At 63.7% G+C, this 18,501-nt stretch carries 20 protein-coding genes; 14 read left to right on the forward strand and 6 right to left on the reverse strand.

The window, feature by feature from the left end; all coding sequences use genetic code 11:
* Window positions 1–104: 104 nt before the first annotated feature.
* The 4 genes from KBX19_RS08385 (at window position 105) to KBX19_RS08400 (ending at window position 5,923) form a co-directional block, all read left to right on the forward strand.
* Window positions 105–734, forward strand: coding sequence for a TIGR03085 family metal-binding protein (locus KBX19_RS08385; RefSeq protein WP_255998369.1), 630 nt, complete (start codon window positions 105–107; stop codon window positions 732–734).
* A 93-nt stretch (window positions 735–827) separates the two neighbouring features.
* Window positions 828–3,926, forward strand: coding sequence for a DNA translocase FtsK (locus KBX19_RS08390; protein WP_255998371.1), 3,099 nt, complete (start codon window positions 828–830; stop codon window positions 3,924–3,926).
* Entirely contained in the window at window positions 3,927–4,532 is a 606-nt protein-coding gene (locus KBX19_RS08395) for a DJ-1/PfpI family protein (RefSeq protein WP_255998372.1), read from the forward strand.
* A 215-nt stretch (window positions 4,533–4,747) separates the two neighbouring features.
* Window positions 4,748–5,923, forward strand: a complete 1,176-nt coding sequence (locus KBX19_RS08400; RefSeq protein WP_255998373.1) for a TerC family protein — start codon at window positions 4,748–4,750, stop codon at window positions 5,921–5,923.
* 15 nt (window positions 5,924–5,938) lie between these two features.
* Here KBX19_RS08400 and KBX19_RS08405 read toward each other — a convergent pair whose 3' ends face one another.
* Window positions 5,939–6,211, reverse strand: a complete 273-nt coding sequence (locus KBX19_RS08405; RefSeq protein ID WP_005289767.1) for a YciI family protein — start codon at window positions 6,209–6,211, stop codon at window positions 5,939–5,941.
* A gap of 33 nt (window positions 6,212–6,244) precedes the next feature.
* Between KBX19_RS08405 and pgsA the strand changes: the two genes are divergently transcribed.
* The 4 genes from pgsA to KBX19_RS08425 all read left to right on the forward strand — a co-directional run bounded on the left by pgsA (window position 6,245) and on the right by KBX19_RS08425 (window position 8,829).
* Complete coding sequence (gene pgsA / locus KBX19_RS08410; protein WP_255998375.1) at window positions 6,245–6,808, forward strand: CDP-diacylglycerol--glycerol-3-phosphate 3-phosphatidyltransferase; 564 nt, start codon at window positions 6,245–6,247, stop codon at window positions 6,806–6,808.
* Window positions 6,805–7,428 (forward strand): CinA family protein, encoded by a 624-nt coding sequence (locus KBX19_RS08415; protein WP_255998377.1) that lies wholly within the window; start codon window positions 6,805–6,807, stop codon window positions 7,426–7,428. Before pgsA ends, KBX19_RS08415 begins: the two co-directional genes overlap by 4 nt.
* Window positions 7,429–7,482: 54 nt before the next feature.
* A complete protein-coding gene (locus tag KBX19_RS08420; RefSeq protein ID WP_255995011.1) occupies window positions 7,483–7,845 on the forward strand; it encodes a helix-turn-helix domain-containing protein in 363 nt (120 codons plus the stop codon).
* A gap of 105 nt (window positions 7,846–7,950) precedes the next feature.
* Window positions 7,951–8,829: a PspA/IM30 family protein gene (locus KBX19_RS08425; protein WP_005289774.1), complete on the forward strand. Its 879-nt coding sequence runs from the start codon at window positions 7,951–7,953 to the stop codon at window positions 8,827–8,829.
* A gap of 20 nt (window positions 8,830–8,849) precedes the next feature.
* On the opposite strand, the gene KBX19_RS08430 is transcribed toward KBX19_RS08425, so the two are convergent.
* From KBX19_RS08430 to KBX19_RS11380, 4 genes are all read right to left on the reverse strand, one after another.
* The gene (locus KBX19_RS08430; protein WP_255998379.1) at window positions 8,850–9,467 is read right to left on the reverse strand and encodes an energy-coupling factor transporter transmembrane protein EcfT; all 618 of its coding nucleotides are present in this window, start codon (window positions 9,465–9,467) and stop codon (window positions 8,850–8,852) included.
* A complete protein-coding gene (locus KBX19_RS08435) occupies window positions 9,464–10,153 on the reverse strand; it encodes an ABC transporter ATP-binding protein (protein WP_255998380.1) in 690 nt (229 codons plus the stop codon). The genes KBX19_RS08430 and KBX19_RS08435 overlap by 4 nt, the downstream gene beginning before the upstream one ends.
* A 9-nt stretch (window positions 10,154–10,162) precedes the next feature.
* The gene (locus tag KBX19_RS08440; protein WP_255998382.1) at window positions 10,163–10,753 is read right to left on the reverse strand and encodes a biotin transporter BioY; all 591 of its coding nucleotides are present in this window, start codon (window positions 10,751–10,753) and stop codon (window positions 10,163–10,165) included.
* Window positions 10,754–10,816: 63 nt separating this feature from the next.
* Entirely contained in the window at window positions 10,817–11,926 is a 1,110-nt protein-coding gene (locus tag KBX19_RS11380) for an HNH endonuclease signature motif containing protein (RefSeq protein WP_005289786.1), read from the reverse strand.
* A gap of 156 nt (window positions 11,927–12,082) precedes the next feature.
* On the opposite strand from KBX19_RS11380, the gene KBX19_RS08450 reads away from it, so the two are divergent.
* The 3 genes from KBX19_RS08450 (at window position 12,083) to KBX19_RS08460 (ending at window position 14,223) form a co-directional block, all read left to right on the forward strand.
* The gene (locus tag KBX19_RS08450) at window positions 12,083–12,298 is read left to right on the forward strand and encodes a DUF3046 domain-containing protein (RefSeq protein ID WP_255998384.1); all 216 of its coding nucleotides are present in this window, start codon (window positions 12,083–12,085) and stop codon (window positions 12,296–12,298) included.
* A gap of 192 nt (window positions 12,299–12,490) precedes the next feature.
* A complete protein-coding gene (gene recA / locus KBX19_RS08455; RefSeq protein WP_255998385.1) occupies window positions 12,491–13,612 on the forward strand; it encodes a recombinase RecA in 1,122 nt (373 codons plus the stop codon).
* Entirely contained in the window at window positions 13,612–14,223 is a 612-nt protein-coding gene (locus KBX19_RS08460) for a regulatory protein RecX (protein ID WP_255998386.1), read from the forward strand. The genes recA and KBX19_RS08460 overlap by 1 nt, the downstream gene beginning before the upstream one ends.
* Window positions 14,224–14,244: 21 nt before the next feature.
* On the opposite strand, the gene KBX19_RS08465 is transcribed toward KBX19_RS08460, so the two are convergent.
* On the reverse strand, window positions 14,245–15,099 hold the full coding sequence (locus tag KBX19_RS08465; protein ID WP_255998387.1) for a glutamate ABC transporter substrate-binding protein: 855 nt from the start codon (window positions 15,097–15,099) through the stop codon (window positions 14,245–14,247).
* Between the two features lie 32 nt (window positions 15,100–15,131).
* Between KBX19_RS08465 and miaB the strand changes: the two genes are divergently transcribed.
* The 3 genes from miaB (at window position 15,132) to KBX19_RS08480 (ending at window position 18,428) form a co-directional block, all read left to right on the forward strand.
* Window positions 15,132–16,718, forward strand: coding sequence for a tRNA (N6-isopentenyl adenosine(37)-C2)-methylthiotransferase MiaB (gene miaB / locus KBX19_RS08470; protein WP_370687013.1), 1,587 nt, complete (start codon window positions 15,132–15,134; stop codon window positions 16,716–16,718).
* 7 nt (window positions 16,719–16,725) lie between these two features.
* Window positions 16,726–17,370, forward strand: coding sequence for a hypothetical protein (locus KBX19_RS08475; protein ID WP_255998388.1), 645 nt, complete (start codon window positions 16,726–16,728; stop codon window positions 17,368–17,370).
* Window positions 17,371–17,498: 128 nt separating this feature from the next.
* Window positions 17,499–18,428, forward strand: a complete 930-nt coding sequence (locus tag KBX19_RS08480; protein ID WP_255998389.1) for a hypothetical protein — start codon at window positions 17,499–17,501, stop codon at window positions 18,426–18,428.
* The last annotated feature ends 73 nt before the right edge of the window (window positions 18,429–18,501 follow it).

An 18,501-nucleotide genomic window follows, 5' to 3' on the forward strand; every position in this document is an offset into this window, starting at 1 on the left:
GCTTATCGACGCGCCCTGCCGTAGTAACGGCAGGGCGTTTCCTTGTCATCTGGGCGGTAGATGCGCACAGACTCGCTCGCCCCAGCCGCGCTAGGCTGGGGCTCATGTCGTTTCAGCAAAAAGAACGCGAGAAGCTCGCCGAACTCATGCTCGAGGTCGGCCCCGATGCCCCGACTTTGTGCGAGGGCTGGACTACCTATGACCTAGCAGCCCACCTGTTCATCCGCGAGCACCGCACGCACCTCGCGGGTGGGTACGTCGTATCGGCCCTCAAAGACTTGACTCGATCTGCGCAGGAGAAAGCCAAGCAGCAAGAGTCGTATGAGCACTTGGTCAACGAGTGGGCGGCGGGACCACCGCTGCACATCAAGCCTCTGGACAGTTTCATGAACGTCTCCGAGAACTTCATCCACCATGAGGACGTGCGTCGCGGTTCCGGCACCGTAGAACCGCGCGAGTTCTCTCGCGCTGTCGAGACGAAGCTGATGGGCGCAGCCAAGATGATGGGGAAGATGGCCTTGACGTCCTCTGACGTGCCGGTGGTGCTCACCCCGCCGAACCACCCTCCCGTCACGCTCGGCGGCAAGCGCGGTGTCGCTGAGCAAGGCGACCGCGTCGTGCGCGTGAAAGGCGAGCCGGGCGAGTTGCTGCTCTGGGTCACCGGCCGCGACGCCGTCCAAGTCGAAATCGAGGGCGACGAGGCGGACATCCAGGAAGTCAAGCGCCAGTTCTAGTCTTTAGGCTTGACGCTCATTCTCCACCATTGAACCGCTGAAACCGGTGTGGCGTATGTGACTTGAGGTGTGCTGGCCATTAACATGGTGACCATGTCTGTCACCAGTACCCAGCGCCGCGGCGGCGCGCGCAACACCGGCGGAACTCGCCCGTACCGCGGCCGCTCTACGTCCGATTCCACCGGCTCCACACGCGCAGCCGACACCGCCAACGAGCGTGTCGGCTCTGCTGTCGGCGCCGTCGGGCGCGGGCTGGGCAACGCCGCTCGCGAGGCCACCAGCTCATTCCGGGCCGTTGGTGGGGGAGCCAGCGGTGGGCGCGGCCGTAAGCGCCGCGACGAGAACTTGCTTGACGACTCTCAGCCCACCACTGGCCGCGGATCCCGCGCCTTGACCCCTGAAGAGGCCTACGCCGACGAGACCACCCCGAAGTCGACACGGCGCAAGCGGACGACGCGCGACACTTCTCCCGCAACGGAACCGGCAGCTGATTCCCGTTCTGCTGACGCTGATTATGCCGACGACGCTGTGGGGCTCAACGGCCGACGCGTTGACGCGGTCGGCCTTGTGCTCATCGGCCTAGCGGCGATCCTTGGCGCTTCGGTGTGGTTGGATATTGCCGGCCCGGTAGGGGCGGCCATTGCGAACGGGACCCACTGGGTCATTGGTGCCGGCGCTCTGGTGTTGCCCGTGATCCTCGTCTGCGTTGCCATCGCGATCATGCTCCGCCTGGGGTCGAACGCGTCCGAGCGCGCGCACAGCGGTTTGGGTCTGACCATCATCGGCATCTGCATGCTCGGTCTGATCCACATCTTCGCTGGAACGCCCGAAACATGGGAAGGCCGACGCGTCGCCGGGGGTGCGATCGGCGCTTTCGTCGGTGGCCCGCTCAGCGCAGGCTTTAGCCCGTACGTCGCTGTGCCGCTGTTGATTCTCGTCATCGTCTACGCTGCGCTGTTGGCTACGGGTATTACCGTGCGTGAATCCTTCGACTACATCCGCGCACTGTTCCGCAGCATCGCTGACAATGCGCGCACGCCCGACCCGGAGGACGACCTCGCTGACGATGACATGTACGGCCATGTCGAAGACGACCTCGATAACATCGCCGAGGGTCGCTCACGCCGCCCGCGCGGGTCCAGCGCTCGCGTAGAGCCCACGCTTTTCGACGTCCCCACCGACAGCAACTACGACGACTACGACCAGGTCGACCGTGGCGGTGGCGCTAACCGCACCCAAGTGCTGGACCCGCAGGCAGAACCACCGCGGAAGAAGCGTTCGACCCGCAAGAAGGTCGCTGTCGCACCGACCACCGTGGACGAGGACATCGACGGCACTGACATTGACGGTGCCGACACCCACGCAACGGACACCGCTGACGCTGCTGACTCTGCAGACCCTGTCGCTCAGTCGCGTGAGCAGATGCGCCAGGCGATCATCGCTCGCTCCGGCATTGATGCGTCGGCTGTGCCCGCATCTACTCCGAACTCGGAGAAGGAGAAGGCGAAGTCCGGCCAGGCCGACAAGGGTGACGCCGCTGACCAACCTCAGGCGCGTGAGCCGGAGACGTGGTCGCAGACGGATTACACGGTGCCGTCGACAAGCTTGCTCGTGGCTGGCCAAGCGCCGAAGACACGCACTGAGGCCAATGACCGGATGATCGAGGCGATCACCGATGTCTTCGAGGAGTTCAATGTCGACGCGCGCGTGACCGGGTTCTCGCGTGGTCCGACAGTCACGCGTTATGAGGTCGAGCTCGGCCCTGGTGTGAAGGTCTCCAAGATCACGAACTTGCAGTCCAACCTGGCGTACGCTGTGGCAACCGACAACGTCCGTCTGCTCACCCCGATCCCCGGCAAATCTGCTGTGGGTATTGAGGTCCCCAACGCCGACCGTGAGATGGTCCGCCTGCGCGACGTGCTCGAAGCGCCGAATGTGCGTGGCGACCATGACCCGATGCTCATCGGCCTGGGCAAGAACATCGAAGGCGATTTCGTGTCCGCGTCGGTGCAGAAGATGCCGCACCTGCTGGTGGCGGGTTCGACCGGTTCCGGTAAGTCGGCGTTTGTGAACTCGATGCTGGTGTCACTGCTGACGCGCGCGACGCCGGAAGAGGTGCGCCTGATCCTCGTTGACCCGAAGATGGTCGAGCTCACCCCGTACGAAGGCATCCCGCACCTGATCACCCCGATCATCACGCAGCCGAAGAAGGCCGCGGCCGCCCTGCAGTGGCTCGTGGAGGAGATGGAGCAGCGCTACATGGACATGAAGTCCGCGCGCGTGCGCCACATCAAGGACTTCAACAAGAAGGTCCGCTCCGGCGAGCTACAGGCGCCTCCGGGGTCCGAGCGTGAAATGCGTCCGTACCCGCTCATCATCTGCGTCGTTGACGAGCTGGCCGACCTCATGATGACCGCGCCGAAGGAGATCGAGGATTCCATTGTCCGCATCACCCAGAAGGCGCGCGCGGCGGGCATCCACCTGGTGCTGGCCACGCAGCGTCCGTCTGTCGACGTTGTCACCGGCCTGATCAAGACGAACGTGCCGTCGCGCCTCGCATTTGCCACGTCTTCTCTGACGGACTCCCGCGTCATCCTGGATCAGGGCGGCGCCGAGAAGCTCATTGGTATGGGTGACGGCCTGTTCATCCCGCAGGGCGCTGGCAAACCGCAGCGTCTGCAGGGTGCGTTCGTGTCCGACGAGGAGATCCAGGCCGTTGTGGACGCCGTCAAGGAGCAGGGCGAGCCGCATTACACCGAGGGTGTCACCGAGGAGAAAGCTGCCGAGAAGAAGGACATTGACGAGGAGATCGGCAAGGACATGGACGACCTGCTCGAGGCCGTCGAGCTTGTGGTCACCTCCCAGCTCGGCTCTACGTCCATGCTGCAGCGCAAGCTGCGCATCGGCTTTGCCAAAGCCGGCCGCTTGATGGACCTGATGGAAAGCCGCGGCGTCGTCGGCCCGTCCGAGGGTTCAAAGGCCCGCGAGGTGCTGGTCAAGCCGGAAGAGCTGGACACCATCTTGTGGATGATCAAGGGTGCAGATCCGGCAGACGCGCCCAAGGAGGTGCTCGAGGAGCAAGCACTGCAGGAGGAGAGCTCCTCCGATGCTGACTCCGTTTCGAACGACGGCGCCGACGCCGATCCCCAGACCGTGAAGGCCGCCTACAATCCGACCGGTGGAGCATTCTAAATGGGAGTCGATGGCTCCCGTCTGCGGGTGTCGGTCGTTCTGTTCGACGATGTCGAGCTACTAGATGTCGCCGGACCTGTCGAGGTTTTTTCCAAGGTCGACGACATCGAAGTGGAGATGCTGTCGGCGGACGGCGCGTCTGTTACAACCTCCCAAGGGGTTCGCCTAGGTGTAGACGGGGAACTCAGTGCGAAATCTGGAGACGTCCTCTTCGTCCCCGGGGGTCTGGGTACCCGCCAGCTCGTGAAAGACGAGAGTTTTCTGACCGACTTGAAGTCTTTGGCCGCCGATTCGCAGATCTTGATGTCGGTATGCACCGGTTCGGGACTATTGGCGGCCGCCGGGCTACTCGAAGGATACGCTGCAACGAGCAATAAGAATGCGTTCGCCTGGGCGACCACGTTCGGCAGCGCTATCGAATGGCGTCGCTCCGCACGGTGGGTTCATGACCGTGATCGGTGGACATCGTCGGGAGTCACTGCCGGAATCGATATGGCGGCCGCCTTCATCGCGCATCGTTTCGGCTTTGATGCCATCGCTGAGGTTGCGGGCTCGATTGAGCTGCGACTTAATCTTGACCCCGAGGATGATCCGTTCGCTGTTTAAACCACAGTGCAGCGGGCCAGGGCGTGTGGCGGCCGCGACGATCAAGTAGGGTTGCTTCCTGTTGGAGGGGAGTACCCCGAAAGCGCCTTGGATCGTCAACACGGTTCGACGGGCGGCTGCATGGTCGCGCGTTGCCCGGTCCAGGCGGCCCGCCGTCGCAACGCGCAGGTGGGGGAGACCTCCGGTCCGTACCCGTTTTGACCGGAGGTCACATCATGCACGTCCCTTTGTGGATCTGGCTTGTCACGTCGGCAGTCATCCTCGGCTTCTTCATCTTTGACTTCGTCTCCCACGTCCGCACCCCGCACGAGCCCTCCATGAAGGAATCGGGTGGTTGGGCTGCGTTCTACATGACCATGGCGGCGATCTTCGGCGGCATTGTCTGGTGGCAGTGGGACGCGGAGCACGGCGTGCAATTCTTCACCGGTTACATCACCGAGCTGTCGCTGTCGGTGGATAACCTCTTCGTCTTCGCGCTGATCATGGGCGCCTTCAAGATTCCACGCGCGTACCAGCAGAAGGTGCTGCTCATCGGAATCGTCATGGCGCTCGTGTTCCGCCTGATCTTCATTCTGCTGGGGGCTGTGATCATCTCGGCGTGGTCGTGGGTGTTCTACATCTTCGCCGCGTTCCTGCTCTACACGGCGATCAAGCTGGTGTATGACGAGGCTACCGATCAACCGGAGACCGACCCGAACGACATGCTGGTGGTCAAGACGCTGCGCAAGGCTATCCCGGTGACGCAGTCCTACCACGGCGACAAACTCATGTCTGTCACCGAAGCAGGCAAGAAGGCCGTCACCCCGCTGTTCGTGGCCCTGCTGGCGATCGGCTTCATCGACGTGATGTTCGCCTTCGATTCCATCCCGGCCATCTTCGGTATCACCACCGAACCGTTCCTCGTCTTCACCGCAAACGCTTTCGCGCTGCTCGGCTTGCGCCAGCTGTACTTCCTGCTCAACGGTTTGCTGGACAAGCTGGTGTACCTGCCGTACGGCCTGGCCGTGGTGCTGGGATTCATCGGAATCAAGCTTTTGCTCCACGCCCTGCATGAGAACAACCTGCCGTTCATCAACGGCGGCGAAGGCTTTGCAGTGCCTGAGATTGGCACGGTCACCTCGCTCGTTGTGATTGTCGGCGTGCTGGCCATTACCGCCATCGCTTCTCTGATCAAAGAACGCCAGATGGTCAAGAACGGCGAAAAGGACCCGAACGGCCCGCAGTTCCACATCGATTACGACGACCACGGCAACCGCCGCAAGGTCGACCCGGACGGCAACCACCTCGAGTGGATTGATGACCCTGCGACGTCCGGCAAGGGCGACCACACCGCCACTGGATCGCGCGACACCGGCCACCTCGACGTCTCACGCGGCGGCCAGCAAGCGTAACCGTCGCAGGCGGAGCTAGAACGCGTTGATCACCGGGTTCCACTCGCGGATTTCCCGGTCTGCGAGCGCTCCCGCCTCGGTGTAGGGGTCCGCGGCGAGAATCTCCTCGAGAGCCGCCCGGTCCGCCACGCGGAAGAGAATAAGCGACTGGGCGTCGCCCTCGAACGGCCCGGCCGCGACCACGATGCCGTCGTCCTTCAGGGCGGTCATGTAGTCGCGGTGGCGGGGGCGGGTGGCGCTGATGAGCGAGCGCTCACCATAGGTGTAGGTCACTGCGTAGTACGTCATGGACCCCGAGTCTAGGGATGTAGGGTTAGAACTGTGACCGAACCAGCACCCAGACAGTCCAACTGGAACCTGCCCAACATTCTGACCTCGCTGCGTATCCTGTTCACGCCCGTTTTCGCGTGGCTGGTGCTTTCCCAGCAGTGGTGGTGGGCGTTCGGGGTGTTCGTTGCACTCATGATCACCGACAAGCTCGACGGCGACATTGCGCGCTCGCGCGGGCTGATCACGGACTTCGGCAAAATCGCCGACCCGATCGCCGACAAAGCACTGATGATCACGGCGCTGGCCACCCTGAACATTGCCAGCAACCTGCCGGTGTGGATCACGGTGGTCATCGTGGTACGTGAGCTGGGCATCACGTTTTGGCGGATGTGGATGTTGCGCCAGGGCAAGGTGGTTCCGGCGTCGAAAGGCGGAAAGCTCAAGACTGTCCTGCAGACTGTCGGTGTGGCGATGTACCTGTGCCCGCTGCCTGGCTGGATGGACATCCCGACGCTGGCGGTCATGCTCATCGCGGTCGCGGTCACCGTGGTCACGGGCGTGCAATACCTTGTCGATGGCGCGCGGGCCAACGCAGCAGGTAAGGCCTCCGCATGACCCGCTCCCTAGTCCCCCGGATCGAACAGGTCGATGTCGAGCGCAGCGTCCAGATTCGTGTCGCGGAGGCACTCGCAGCCGACATTATCGACGCGCTGCGCCGGCGGAAAGAGACCCTGGCACTGTGCGAATCCCTCACAGCCGGGCTGGCCACCGCGACCATTGCCTCCGTGCCGGGAGCATCCGACGTGTTGCGCGGGGGACTGGTCACCTACGCGACCGACCTGAAGGAATCTCTTGCGGGTGTGCCCGAAGAGGTGCTCGATCTGCATGGCCCGATCCACTCGGCCACGGCACGCCACATGGCGCGCGGCGCGAGAACGGCATGCGGCGCCGACTGGGGAGTTGGGCTGACCGGAGTCGCAGGACCCGATAGCCAAGACGACCACCCCGTGGGAGAGGTGTACATCGGGGTATCGGGGCCGCGGCGTACCGCAGCGACGAGAGCCGCCGGCATTCTCGCGCTCGACTACCCGAACGCGGTGCGGTACTCGCTCGTCCCGTGGTCCGCGACCCCGCAGCGGGTCGTGGCAGGCAACCGTCAACAGATTCGCGAGAACGCTGTGCTCGCCGCCATGTTCGCCCTGCGCTATGAAATCGAGGGTGTGAGCAGGCGCTAGACTGTCGGGAACACGACGGGAACAATATCTGCCGACCAACCGTTGAATAACACGATGGCAACTACAACAACGCTCAAGTACCAGCCCGCACATGCTGCTCCGGTGGAGCAGCCGGCGACGTCGACACGCATTCGTGAACCGCTGCTGCGTGAGGCGCTCGGCATGTCCCTGCGCGCTTTCCGTGCAGATAAGGGAGTGACTCTGCGCGAACTGGCCGCGCAGGCGCGCGTGTCGCCGGGCTACCTCTCCGAGCTCGAACGCGGCCGGAAGGAAGTCTCCTCCGAGCTGCTCGCCTCCGTGTGCCTGGCGCTTGATACCACCGTGTCCGATCTGCTGCTCGAGGCAGCAGCGAACCTGTCGCTGCAGGCGATGGCCGACGAACTGGCTCACACCCCGCCGGCAGCCGCCGAGGTCTAAGCGCTGCCTGTTCGCCGCGTTCTCCCGCGCACGGCTGGCACCACTCGGCTACCATGTAGGCGTTAAAGATTCTTTAGACATCGCCGCAGAAAGGCTCGAACACTCATGGCTAACCCGTTCACCAAGTTCTGGAACTACCTCATGGCCCTCTTCGATAACAAGATCGAGGAGAACGCAGACCCGAAGATCCAGATCGAGCAGGCGATTGGCCAAGCCCAGCGCCAGCACCAGGCCCTGAGCCAGCAGGCAGCTGCCGTGATCGGCAACCAGCGCCAGCTGGAGATGCAGCTCAACCGCCGTCTGGCAGATGTCGAGAAGCTGCAGGCGAACACCAAGCAGGCGCTGCAGCTGTCCGACAAGGCACGGTCCGAGGGCGACATGCAGAAGGCCACCGAGTACGAGAACGCGGCCGAGGCTTTCGCCGCCCAGCTGGTCACTGCGGAGCAGGGCGTGGAGGACACCAAGGTTCTGCACGATCAGGCGCTGCAGCAGGCACAGCAGGCTAAGCAGGCCGTCGAGCGCAACTCCATGCAGCTCCAGCAGCAGGTCGCTGAGCGTTCCAAGCTTCTGTCCCAGCTGGAGCAGGCCAAGATGCAGGAGAAGGTCGCCGAGTCCCTGCAGTCCATGAATTCCATCACCGGCGGCAACCAGCCGAACCTGGACCAGGTCCGCGAGAAGATCGAGCGCCGCTACTCCAACGCACTCGGCCAGGCTGAACTGGCACAGAACTCCGTCCAGGGCCGCATGGCTGAGGTGGAGCAGGCAGGCATCCAGATGGCCGGCCACTCCCGTCTCGAGCAGATCCGCGCAGAAATGGGCGGTGGCGCTCTCGAGTCCGGTCAGCAGCAGGCTCTGCCGCAGGCCAACCAGGCGCCGAGCCAGCAGCCGCAGATTCAGGGTGGCTACCAGTCCAACACCGATGCGCCGGACGTGTCTAGCGACGCTGTCGCAGAGCGCATGCGTGAGCTGCGCGGCGATCACTAAAAACCCCTGCGGGGAAGCCGCTAATCGACGGCTCCTCGCGCCATGAGCGCCTCACCCGTGAGCTGAGCGCGGCGAACGCTGCGGATCACCAGCGGAGTCCCGAAAGCCAGGAGCGACGTATTCGCGCCCCTGGCTTTTCGCGCGTCTAGGGACTCGTTGGCGGTGTTGAACAGCAGCGGGATCTGACGGATGGTCAGGGCGATAGCCAGGCTGATCGTGTCCACCGGCACCCCGATGCGTGCGAGCGGCGCCATGTTCGACTCGAGGGCCTCCATGAGTTCCTCGATGGTGGTCGTCAGGGTCAGCAACGTGGCCGCCATGAAGGTGGCAATCAGCCCGACCAAGGTGGTGAGCATGTTCATCCACCCGTTCTGCCACCACATGAATGCGCCGAGGAACGCCATGATCGGCAGGACCGGGGCGACTTGCCGCCATGCTGTGTCCACCGGAATGCCGGCAATGGCGTAGAAGCCGAAGATCCCAGCAAGGACACCCAGCGCATGCCACGGCTGGGTGGGCAGCCACACCACGAGGATGATGAACACGACGAGCGCGAGGAACTTCGCAGTTGGGGACGCGCGGTGCAGCAGTGTGTCGCCGGGCACGTAAACACCGAGCGGGAGTTCTCGCAGTCTCATGGCGTGTGCTTCATCAAATCGCGGTAGAACGCGACCGCGTCAGCGGGAGGGCCGTCGTAGACGAGCTCACTGTCGTTGATGCACAGCACGCGGTCGAAGTTGTCGAGCATCTCCAGGTCATGCGTGACGACGATCAACTGCTGGTCCAACCCCTCCAACTCCTGAATAATCCGGCGCCGGTTACGCAGGTCCAGAAGGGTGGTTGGTTCGTCCGCAATGATCGTCTCCGGTTCGATGACGAGCACGGCGGCTAGCGCGAGCATCTGCTTTTCGCCGCCGGAGAGGGTGTGGGGCGAGTTTTCGGCGCGGTCGCCGAGCTGGAAACGTTCCAGCATCTCGTCGACTCGGGCGTTGACCTCCTGTTTGGGCAGTTTGAACCGGCGCAGAGAGAAGGCGATGTCGTCGCGGACCCGCGGCATGACGATCTGGGCTTCGGCGTCGGAGAAGATGAACCCTACCCGGCGGCGGATGTCTTTGCCGTGGGAGTGGGTGGCTAGTCCGTCGTAACGCACGGCGCCCGACGTCGGCTCAATGAGACCGTTGACCATGCGCACCAACGTCGACTTGCCTGAACCGTTGGAGCCGATGATGCCGATGCGCTGCTCAGACAGTTCGAAGGACAGCGGCTGGAGAATGACCGAGCCGTCGTAGGCGACGCACGCGCGGTCGAACGTGATTGTGGGCACGGTGCACGCCTAGCTGCGGCGCAGTTGCGGGAATGCCGCGTGGACAGCAAGCGCGATGGCGATCATGACGGCGAGCTTGCCCAAGTCGGGGAGAACGAACGCCCCCTGGGCGGCGATCGCCGCGCCGAAGCTCATGTCCGCGCGCCACATCATGCCCAGCGAACCGAAGAGGTACTGCAAAGCGAGGGCGACCACGCCGGCGAGAATGAACATGGCCACGGTCGCCCCCTTCTTTGCCCAGGGGGAGCGGTAGGCGATCAGGCCGGCGACGAAGGCACTGATGAGGTAACCGACCAGATAGCCGAATGTCACGCCCGCGAAAGCTTGAATGACGGTGCGGCCGCCGGCGAGAACCGGAAGAAAAAGTCCCACGAGAAGGAACAGGCCGGTGGCAAGGAACCCCCGACGGGCACCGAGGACGAGGCCGGCGAGGATGGTGGCGGCGTTCTGCAGGACAATCGGCACACCGGCAGCGCCGACCGGGATGGCCAAGAAACCGAGCACGGCGATCAGGGCGGCGAAGACTGCGACGTAGGCGATGTCGAGCGCGGCGGAAGAGCTGCCGGTGCCGCGGGCAGAAGTGTCAGTCGTTGTCGTCATGGACAACACAATAGCGGACCCAATTGAACACCGTTCAAGAGGTGCTGCGCGGGGAACCCTGCGTTAGCTCGCTGCGGCGTACTGCACGGTGCCGAAGAGCGCGTCCATTGCTCCGTACGGATGCTTCGTGTTCGTCCGCGGGTAGCCCCTCGGTGAGACGTACACCGGGCGGCCCGCGCGGATCTCGATGCGGCCGCGCTTGCTGATGTGGGGATCATCGTCGTTGACGCGGTTGTGGTACTCGCAGACGATGGCCAAGTTGTCAATGTTGGTGACACCGCCGTTTTTCCACGGGTCGACGTGGTGGACTTGGCAGAGGTCGGCGGGCATCCGGCAATCCGGGTTCGCGCAGATAGGCTGAGTGATTTTGGCCAGGGTGCGCTGCTTCTCCGACGCGAAACGCAGGTCCCGGTAATGGTTGAGCGGGCCCTCGGTTGGGTGGAACAGGGCGGCCTCAAGGCCGTAGGCGGGATTCTGGAAGTACTGTGCCAGGAAGTCCTTGCCAGTGATGGTGGTGCCGTCGGTCAAGCCTAGGAGGACGTCATCACCCTTGCCGGCGTGAATCTGCGCCAGGTCAGGGGCGGGGACGATGATGGTCGGCCGCGGTGCCGCCTCGGGGACTCCTGCGCCTGAGCGCATCAGCTCTTCGAAGGCGTCGGCCATCTGCGGCGCGGCCGGCAAATCGCGAGAAATGTTCGAGCGCAGCGTCGCTTCGAGCGCCGCCATGACGTGCTCGCAGGCGGTGATGACTGCCGTGCGCATCCCCTTGACCGATGCGCCGAATGACACGCCCTTGCGCGGGTTGACTTCTTTCGCCGGAAGAATCGCCTTGGCGTAGCGCGCCAGCCCCGCACACGTTGTTACGGTGCTGGCAGCCGCAGCGATGAGCTTTGCCCGGAACCCGGCGCGCTCGACGTCGGAGGTGACGTGCTTGATGGAGCGTTCGATCTGGGCGAGCATGTCGACGCACACCCCGCCCGACCGGGCGGCGTCGGCGGCGTCGCGCTGCGCCACGGCTAACGACGACGACCGTGCTGGCCCGTAGTAGGCCGCATGCACCAAGGTCAGCTCGGCTACCCGGGCTGGTGCAAGGCCGGCCGCGAGGAAGGCATCGCGGTCGAAACCCGCGAGGTCGTCCACCCCGATGCTGGTGAGGAAGTCAAGTAAGTTCACGCCCTCACGCTAAGTGGGCCTCACCATGGCTGGCAAGGGATGTTTGCGCACTACAGTGAGCAAACTCAAAGAACGTGTCCCGTTGCCGGGCAGTCTTATATGGGGTTGGGCAATGGCCGTCGATAAGCGAACGGCGGTGCGCGTATCCTTGGCCGCATGCGCTTGACGGAATTCCAACAGCTAATCCACGACGAGTTCGGCGACGCGAAAGGGCAGTGGGTCGTGTCGTCGCACGTCTTTCCTGGGGAAGGTAAGACGGCGGAGGAGTTGATCGAAAGTGGAGTCGATCCGCGCTTTGTGTGGGAAGGGTTGTGTGAGGCGTTTGATGTGCCGGAGGAGCGCAGGTTGGGCGTGGATAAGCCGGGGGAGTGACGCGGCGGAAACTTTCTTTTCGAACATTCGTGCGTGTATGTTCGAAACAATGTCCGTTGCCGAAGTAGATTGAGTTTCTGACAACGGGGAACCGGAAACGGGTCTTCGGCGGTCTAACGAAATATGCAGACCGCAACCGACCCAGATAACAGCACAGACAGCAAAGTTATTAGCGAAAGGACTGACCACGCGATGGCGACGAAGAAGAAGGCAAGCAACACAGGCAACGACCGGCAGAACGCGCTCGACGCGGCAATGGCCATGATTGAGAAGGACTTCGGCAAGGGCGCCATTATGCGCCTGGGCGACGATAACCGCCCGCCGATCCAGGCGATTTCCTCCGGCAACACTGCCGTCGACGTGGCGCTGGGCATTGGCGGGTGGCCGCGCGGCCGCATTGTCGAGATCTACGGCCCGGAGTCGTCCGGTAAGACCACGGTGGCGCTGCACGCGATCGCAGAGGCGCAGCGCGCGGGCGGCATCGCAGCGTTCATCGACGCGGAGCACGCGCTGGACCCGGAGTACGCTAAGAAGCTCGGCGTGGACACCGACAACCTGCTGGTCTCCCAGCCGGACACCGGTGAGCAGGCGCTGGAGATTGCGGACATGCTGGTGCGTTCCGGCGCGATCGACATGATCGTCATCGACTCCGTCGCCGCCCTGACCCCGAAGGCTGAAATCGAGGGCGAGATGGGCGACAGCCACGTCGGCCTTCAGGCCCGCCTGATGTCTCAGGCGCTGCGCAAGATGGCCGGTGCGCTGTACAACTCTGGCACCACCGCGATCTTCATCAACCAGCTGCGCGAGAAGATCGGCGTCATGTTCGGCTCGCCGGAGACCACCACCGGTGGTAAGGCCCTGAAGTTCTACGCGTCCGTGCGGTGCGATGTCCGCCGCATCCAGACGCTCAAGGACGGCCAGGACTCGATCGGTAACCGCACGCGCCTGAAGATCGTGAAGAACAAGGTTTCCCCGCCGTTCAAGGTCGCCGAGTTCGACATCATGTACGGCGAAGGCATCTCGCGCGAGTCGTCGATCATCGACATGGGTGTGGACAACGGGATCATCAAGAAGTCCGGTTCGTGGTTCACCTACGAGGGCGATCAGCTGGGCCAGGGCAAGGAAAAGGCGCGCGTCTTCTTGAAGGAGAATCCGGAGCTGGCGAATGAGTTGGAGCGCAAGATCTTCGAGAAGCTCGGGGTGGGCGAGTTCGCTGGTCAGGACCAGCTGTCCGACGACCCGGTGGACATGGTGCCCAACATCGACTTCGACGACGATGAAGCCGACGAGCTCGCCGGCGCCGCTCAAGAGTAGTGCCGGACTATCCCGCGCCTGACCCGGAGAAGCTGCGCAAGCTGCAGGAAGCGCTCGACGAGTATGCGGCGGGCCAACACGCCCCGCTTATCGACGAAGCCCACGAGAAGGAAACCTCGCGCATCCGCGAGAAAGCACTGCGGTTGTTGGACCAGCGCTCCCGGTCGCGCCACGAGCTGCGCGAGCGGCTGGTGGGCACGGGGCCAGAGCCGCAGTTCGAGCCGGACCTCATCGACGAGGTGCTGGGCGCCTTGGAGTCGAGCGGGCTTATCGACGACGCATCCTTCGCCCACGAATGGGTCCGCCAGCGCGCTACTGCCCGGGGCAAGTCCGCCCGCGCCCTTGACCTCGAGCTGCGGAACAAGGGCGTTGCCGAGCCGCTGCGTGCCGAAGCGCTCGCGCAGATCACGGCCGAGGATGAGGAAGCTCAGGCGCGGGTCGTCGCGGAAAAGAAAGTCCGCGAGGTGAAGGTGCCGCCGGAAGACCGCGCCGAGTACGACAAGGTGCTCCGCCGCGTCGTCGGCGTGCTGGCTCGTCGTGGGTATAACTCGGAGCTGACCATGCGCGTTGCGCGGGAAACGCTCGACGCGCGCATCGCTGAGGTGGGCTGAGCCCGGGCGACGTCGGCAGTGCTAGTTCAGGAAGGACATATCGCCCGGGGTGTCGGCCTGCACTGCGGCATCAGAGGCGAGGTGCTCATCGACGAAACGGTCGAAGGAACCGTCCTCGTGCATTTTCGCCAGCGCCTCATTGACGGCTGAGACGCTGGCATCATTGTCGCGGGGGAGGCCGAGGCCGTAGTGCTCGTCGTTAAGCGGTGCGCCATCGCGCTCCAACGGGACGAGCTGGAACACCCCTGGCTCGTGCGCGGAGAACCCGGAGAGAATCGCCGCGTCGGTGGACAGGGCGTCGACCTCCCCGGCGCGCAGAGCGTCGAGGCACGCGGTGTAGCTGTCGTATTCGGCAAGGACCACGCCCGGAATGTCCTCACGCAGTGTTTTCGCGGCCGTCGTGCCGGTGACAAAGCACAGGTTCTTGCCGTCGAGCGACTCCAGCCCCGTGATGTGAGACCCGTCCACCGTGAGTAGCGCCTGGTGGGTCAGCAGGTACGGCCCGGCGAAGGAGACCTCCTCGGCACGCTTGGCGTCGATGGAATAGTTCGAGGCGACCATGTCCACGTACCCGTTGTCCAGCAGTGACGCACGTTGGCCGGGCGGGGTCTCGCGCCATTCGATCTCGGGGTGGTCCCACCCGTTGTCGTCGGCGATCGAGTTGATCACGTAGGTGGCGATGTCGATGTCGAGGCCGGCAGGGGAGCCGTCGTCACGCATCATGCTCAGACCGGGATTTGTGAACGCGGAGCCCACATCGACGCGGCCGGATTCGATCTGGGACAGAAGATCCTGATCATCCGGCGAACCGCACGCACTGAGTCCACTGACTCCGAGAACCGAGACGAGCGCGGCAGCAAGGTGGATCGAGCGCATGAGACCAACGTTACGCGGTTAGGACTCTCTCGGTGCGCGGAATACACTGTGTCACCGTGACACTAGCGACGAGCACCGTAAACGGAACCAGCCAGCACCCCCGCACCTACGAGGTGCGCACGTTCGGCTGCCAGATGAACGTGCACGATTCCGAACGGCTGTCTGGCCTGCTGGAAGACGCTGGATACGTCGCGGCGACTGACGACAACGCCGACCTGATCGTCTTCAACACCTGCGCCGTCCGCGAAAACGCTGACAAGCGCCTTTACGGCACGCTGGGTGCGCTGCGCGACAAGAAGCGGCACCACCCGGGCATGCAAATCGCCGTCGGTGGCTGTCTTGCGCAGAAGGACCGCGACACGGTGGTGGAGAAAGCGCCCTGGGTCGACGCGGTCTTTGGCACGCACAACATGTCGGCCCTGCCGGCACTGCTTGACCGCGCCCGGGTTGAGGAGGAGGCGCAAGTCGAGGTCGTCGAATCCCTCGAAGTCTTCCCCTCGGTGCTGCCCGCAAAGCGAGAGTCCTCCTACGCCGGCTGGGTATCGGTGTCGGTAGGGTGCAACAACACGTGCACGTTCTGCATCGTGCCGTCGTTGCGCGGCAAGGAGCAGGACCGCCGCCCGGGCGACATCCTCGCTGAAGTGCAGGCGCTCGTTGACCAGGGCGTGTCCGAGGTGACTCTCCTGGGCCAGAACGTCAACGCGTACGGCGTGAACTTCGTCGACCCGGACATGCCGCGCGACCGCTCGGCGTTTTCGAAGCTCCTGCGCGCGTGCGGCGAGATCGAGGGCCTGGAGCGGCTGCGGTTCACCTCCCCGCACCCGGCGGAGTTCACCTCTGATGTCATCGACGCGATGGCCGAGACGCCGAACATCTGCCCGCAGCTGCATATGCCTTTGCAATCCGGCTCCGACAAGGTGCTCAAAGACATGCGCCGGTCCTACCGTTCTGCGAAATTCCTGCGCATTTTGGACGAAGTTCGCGCGAAGCTGCCGCACGCGTCCATCACCACGGACATCATCGTGGGTTTCCCGGGTGAGACGGAGGAGGATTTCCAAGCGACGCTCGACGTTGTCGAAAAGGCACGGTTCACCTCGGCGTACACCTTCCAGTACTCGCCGCGCCCCGGCACGCCCGCCGCGGAAATGGACGGCCAGGTTCCCAAAGAGGTCGTTCAGGAGCGTTTCGAGCGCCTGCTCGCCCTGCAGGAGCGGATCAGTTACGAAGAGAACCTCAAGCTCATCGGCACATCCCAAGAGTTGCTCGTCCAGGAGACGAACGAGAAGAAGGCGGACCGCGCGCAGAGTACGCGACTGTCCGGGCGCGCACGCGACGGACGGTTGGTGCACTTCGACGCCGGTTCGCTTATCGACGCCGTCCGCCCCGGCGACATCGTCCACACCACCATCACTGACGCCCGTCCCTTCTATCTGATCGCGGACTCCCGCGTGACGGCGCACCGCCGCACGCTGGCCGGCGACAACTCTGAGGCCGGCCAGGTGCCCACGACCGCGCCTGTCGGCGTGGGGTTAGGCATGCCGAAGATCGGTGCGCCGGTGGCTGCGCCCGCTGCAGCTGGCGCGGCCGGCGCGGGCGGGGCATGCGGGAGCTGCGGATAGGAGGATCATGAGCAACCCGACGCAGACCGAACTCGCCCAGCAGGAGAAGCACTCCGCTGACACGCTCGACCTAGGCTGGCACCGCTGGCTGCTGGTCGGTGCGATCGTTGTTTACGTGGTGTCTCTGTTCCTACCCTTCGCTGGCGACACCACGGGCCTGCAGATGCTCACGTTCACCGAGGCGGACGGCATGTCGATCGCGGTCACGGAGCGGCTATTCACTGTCTTGTCGTTCCTCTGCTTGGTCGTCTTCACGCTGCTGACGGTGATCCTGCGGCGCACGTCGTTAGCCTTGCTGGCGTGGATGGCCGGTTGCGTCGCGTTAGTCATGGCGCTGCTGGGCTTGTGGCTGCGCCAGACCAGCTCAGCAGCCGCCGCGGGGGTGACATCTGGGGCCGGTATTTACGTGGCAATCCTCGCGGTCATCGTGGCTATTCCGGTGCTGTCGGTCGCCTGGATGCGCCGCACCCCCGAGCAAAAACGCCTGGAGGAGCAGCGGCGCGAGCAGACGGAGTTCAACCCCGTCGCTGATCTGCAGACGGATGCGGCGACGCAGGCCGTGCGGCGCACAGACGGCGCGGGCTCCATTGTCGACGACCGCCGCCAGCGGGCAGCCCAGCGCCACCGTCAAACCGGGCACGCGCACGACTAAATAGGGGCGGGACGCAGTACGCAGAGCATAGGCTCACCGCCCGGGATCGGTACAACCACCGCAGCATCAGGAACTTTTCATACTGACGCAGCATTCCACTTCCAGAGTGTGAATGGACGGAGTGCAGCGTGAACGAGCAGCGAAGAAGGTTAGAGAAGCCGACATACGGTGGCGGTACCGACACCCATCCGGAGTACCGCATTACCCCGAACGGGTTGGAGCCTCCGGGCAAGCTGAAGCCGTGGACCATGTTGTACATGGGCAACATGGTGTTGCACCCACCCATGGGCCTAGCGTTCATGTACTGCTTTGCTGCGGGATTGCCCTACGTCGGTAATTCTGGGTGGTTGGGTTTGACCTACGGTGGTGCGCCGTCGGAGCCTGCGGCCGCGAATCTAGCGGAGACGATCTCCTTCTGGGCGGGTCTCCTCGGCATTTTGCTCGTGATGCTTGTCGCAGCGAATTTTCGGTTCTACTTCCTCATCGTCACAACGACACTGACGTGTGCTGTTTCCACTGCATGCTGGTGCATCGGCGCATTGCAGCGATTCGCCGAGTCGATGACTAACCCATCTTCTGCGGCAGCCGACCAGGTGCACATTGGTTACTTCCTGCTGCCCGTGCTGACGGCGAGCCTCACACTGATGCTCGGCAGCGTGTGGAAGGGATGCGAATGGGCCACCCGTCCGAACGGCAACCAGTTGTACGAGCGGAACCGCTATGCGTGGGACCGCCGCTACTTCAAGATGGATGAAATCAAACGGCCTTTCGAACGGGTCCCGCGTCGTGAGGTCGGCGGCAAGCGATGGCTGCTTCTCGGATGTGTGGGCGCGTTCGTTTTCTTTCTGTCCGCACCGGTGGTGGATGGCTTGAACACGTTTGATGTCTTTTCCGTCGTGGGCGATAACCAGCCCATTAGCAGTACCGGAATCGAGCTGATATTCCTCGTACTTGCCATCGTTGGAGTCGTTGGTTTTGGCATGTGGGTGGTTCTGAGCAACCGTGCCGGCAATGCCGTTTACTGGGCGTGGTTGTTGTCCTGCTCAGCTCAGTGGTGAAGCGTCCTGGTTTTCGTTCCGCTTATTGAACGCCCAACGGGTGGGCGTGTGATTGTTGATAGTAGGCGTCTTC

Origin of the sequence: Corynebacterium sp. CCUG 71335 (genome assembly GCF_024454075.1) — a bacterium.
Taxonomy (GTDB): domain Bacteria; phylum Actinomycetota; class Actinomycetes; order Mycobacteriales; family Mycobacteriaceae; genus Corynebacterium; species Corynebacterium genitalium.